Source organism: uncultured Fibrobacter sp. (genome assembly GCF_937877005.1).
Classification (GTDB): domain Bacteria; phylum Fibrobacterota; class Fibrobacteria; order Fibrobacterales; family Fibrobacteraceae; genus Fibrobacter.
In genome coordinates, this window is sequence record NZ_CALEFV010000098.1 from 1 (window position 1) to 3,163 (window position 3,163).

The 3,163-nt window shown below is 38.8% G+C and carries 3 protein-coding genes; 2 read left to right on the forward strand and 1 reads right to left on the reverse strand.

All coding sequences use genetic code 11. The features are described 5' to 3' along the window. Window positions 1–67 precede the first annotated feature (67 nt). On the forward strand, window positions 68–1,081 hold the full coding sequence (locus tag Q0628_RS05000; RefSeq protein WP_298768736.1) for a LacI family DNA-binding transcriptional regulator: 1,014 nt from the start codon (window positions 68–70) through the stop codon (window positions 1,079–1,081). 9 nt (window positions 1,082–1,090) lie between these two features. Then, window positions 1,091–1,921, forward strand: a complete 831-nt coding sequence (locus Q0628_RS05005; protein ID WP_298768738.1) for an extracellular solute-binding protein — start codon at window positions 1,091–1,093, stop codon at window positions 1,919–1,921. Between the two features lie 48 nt (window positions 1,922–1,969). On the opposite strand, the gene Q0628_RS05010 is transcribed toward Q0628_RS05005, so the two are convergent. After that, entirely contained in the window at window positions 1,970–2,827 is an 858-nt protein-coding gene (locus Q0628_RS05010; RefSeq protein ID WP_298768740.1) for a TIGR02147 family protein, read from the reverse strand. Window positions 2,828–3,163 lie beyond the last annotated feature (336 nt).

Genomic DNA, 3,163 nt, shown 5'->3' on the forward strand with positions numbered 1-3,163 from the left:
AATACAAATTTTAAAAAGGAAGATAATTCTTTTTAAGAATTAATTAACAAAATAAGAGGTAAAAATTATGAGTGCTACAATTTACGATATCGCTAAAAGATGTAATTGTTCAATTGCTACTGTCAGCAAGGTTTTCAACAACACAGGCACGATTTCAAAAAAGAAAAGAGAAGAAATATTACGTGTATCTCATGAATTAGGTTATATCCCTTCTGAATCTGCTCGTGGTCTTGCTAAAGCTGATAAAACAACAAAGATGATTGGTGTCCTCCTTCATATTAATGATGACAAATCAATCGGTCACTATTTGTTCTCTAGCATCTTGAACTCATTTCGTATTGTCGTTGAACAATATGGTTATGATGTAGCCTTCTTATCAAAAATAGAAGAAGATTCACCTTATACATATCTCGATAAAGTTAAATCTCGTGGATTTGATGGTGTCTTCGTTATTTCCGCTAATAAGACAGAAACAAAAGTCAAACATTTATTTGAAAGTGATTATCCATTAGTTGCGTTTGATAATCCAGGTTCTGGTTGTACCTTGACATCAAACAACAAAGAAATTGTTAGTGAATTAGTGGATTATTTAGTTTCTAAAGGCCATAGAAAAATCTGTTATATTCTTCCTCAAAACAAAGGAATTGCTAAAATTCGCTTTGAAGGTTTTATCGAAGGTCTAAAAAGAAATGGGATTGAGTTTGATGAAAGAATGGTTATTCCAGGATCTTATTTCACAATTGATTCTGTAGAAAAAGAAACGGATTTAGCACTTAAATCTGGTATTGAACCAACAGTAATTATGTATCCAGACGATTATTCCGCTGTTAATGCAATTCCATATCTTCGTAAATTAGGGATGAAAGTCCCTTCAAATATATCCGTGACTGGTTTTGACGGTATCGACATCGCATCAGTTATGCATCCAAGTATCGTCACAGTCAAACAAGACGCCAAAAGTATAGGTTATGAAGCTGCAATGGCGCTTATTAAGTTAATTAATAAAGAACCAGTTCAAAAAAGGAAAATAGTTGTTCCCGCTCTTATTTGTGAAGGAACTTCTGTAAAAAATATAGGTTGAGGTGAAAAAATGAAAAAATCTAAATTATTACTCGCTTTAGCTCTCCCAATTCTAACAATCCCAGCGCTTGTGGGTTGTGGAAGCGGTGGAGGAGAAACACTTGTCGCTTGGACATTCTCTAGTGAATTAAAAGAAATCGCTGAAGATTATTATCGTGAAGCTACAGGCAAAAAAGTTAAAGTTGTCATCAAAAGTACAGTCACTCAAGTTCAAAGTGATTTAGACAACGCTTTAAGAAGTGGAAAAAATATTCCAGATATCGTTGCACTTGAAGCCGCTGTTATCGCAGACTTTACTTCAAAAACAGCAGCAGATTCTAAATTAGTTTCGCTCGATGATATTGAAGGTACAGATGACATGTATCAATATACAAAAGGTGTCGCGACAAGCACCGATGGTAAATTACTCGGTTTGTCATGGCAAGCTACACCTGGTGGTTTCTTCTATAAGAAGAGTATTGCCACTAAATTAGGCATCAATAGTGTTGAAGAAATGGAAAACGCTATTGGTTCTTGGGAAAATTATCTCGCTTTAGCAAAACGCGCTCATGAATATGATTTAGATGAAAATAAAGATGGTGAAATAATTAGAAATTGTATTGTTAAAAATGAATATCTGGACAATAATATGATGAGGAGGGTAGTTGAAATTACTCAGGGAGAGTATAGTATTACTTTAGAAGTTAATGGACAAAATATAGAAGTACTTGTAGGTGAAACTAAATTACTTTTGCGCTTATTCGAATTCTTTCCAATTAAGGCTAATATAGATTGGGTATGGAATGGGATAAGTAGAATTTCTTTTACAAATCCTTCAAGTAATTATTCTTCAGTTAAATGATCAATCACATCACATAATCTATTGAATTCATTTTCATCATCATTTTCCTCATCTTCTCTGCCCCTTTTTTAAAACGGTTTCCTTTTCGGTTTTCAAATGTTCACTCAACGGGAACAACTGCACGTTCAGGCGGTAGACCTGTTCCGTTTCGTCTTCCTCCGTCGCAATCGCCACCACGCGACGGTAATAATCTTCAGTCTCTTTCTTGATGCGTTCGTACGCACGACGCGTAAGCCCAAGCGTATAACCTGACATCATGCGCTCCGAAATCGGCAAGTCGATTGCCTTGACGGCAAACTCCCCCATCTGGCGCTGCAAATCGCGAGCGGCCAGCGGCACGGCCTCCACAGGCGCCATTTTAATCGTCTTGTCCGTTTGCTGGTAGTTTCCACTCCTGTCCTTCTTCAGGAGCTTCGCCTTCACCAAAAAATCGAGCGTCTCGGAAACTTCCGCCGCCGAAATTTTCGGCTTACAGGCATGCGCAATCTCGAGCGGTTTCGCCCCCGGCATGTGCGGTGCCAACTCACGGATTACGGAATTTTTCCAAGACTTGAAATACTTGAATTCTTCGTCACCCAGCACGCGAACCTTGTGAGCATTCGCCAGCGCACAGCGTTCCTCAAAAGCGGCCTTTTTAGCTTCGTTGCTCTTTGCATGCGCGTACGAAACCATCAAGACAAAATATTCGTATTCAAAACCGACAAGCCCCATGGCATTTGCCACCGAGCCTGCCGAGCCGACGCTCAAATTCTTTTTCCCTTCGCAGACATACTGCAGGAACACCGCCGACGAAAATCCGGCATCCAGGGCAAACTTCTGCCACGAAAACACAGAACTGCGCTTGCGTTCTTCGTAGTAGTCCCGGATATACTTACGGTAATCCGTATATTCAACGATTTCCTTCATAGGTACAAATATACCTTTTTTAGCCAATTTAGGATATAAACATTGCGATTTTAGCGAAATTTTACAACTTTTGGCTAAATTTATCAAAATAAAGTAATTTCAGAACATAATTTCATATTCTAGGAACATGCCCTAGAACACAAAAAAATCCTGCAGATCATTCCGCAGGATTCTTTCCTAACCTTCCCTCAGCCCGAACACTCCCGGGTCCAAATTTTGAGGGAATCAAATGTGTTTCACTTTGTCTGTCCTAGTTCTTCACGCAACGCACGTAAGCTTCTTTTAGCGGTTCTTCTTCAACACGATAATCGTAGGGAGAGACTTCCACATAATAGT

Bases quoted from the DNA above. Each gene is read 5' to 3' on its own strand.
- Q0628_RS05000 (WP_298768736.1), top strand. From the start codon at position 68: ATGAGTGCTACAATTTACGATATCGCTAAAAGATGTAATTGTTCAATT.
- Q0628_RS05005 (WP_298768738.1), top strand. From the start codon at position 1,091: ATGAAAAAATCTAAATTATTACTCGCTTTAGCTCTCCCAATTCTAACA.
- Q0628_RS05010 (WP_298768740.1), bottom strand. From the start codon at position 2,827: ATGAAGGAAATCGTTGAATATACGGATTACCGTAAGTATATCCGGGAC.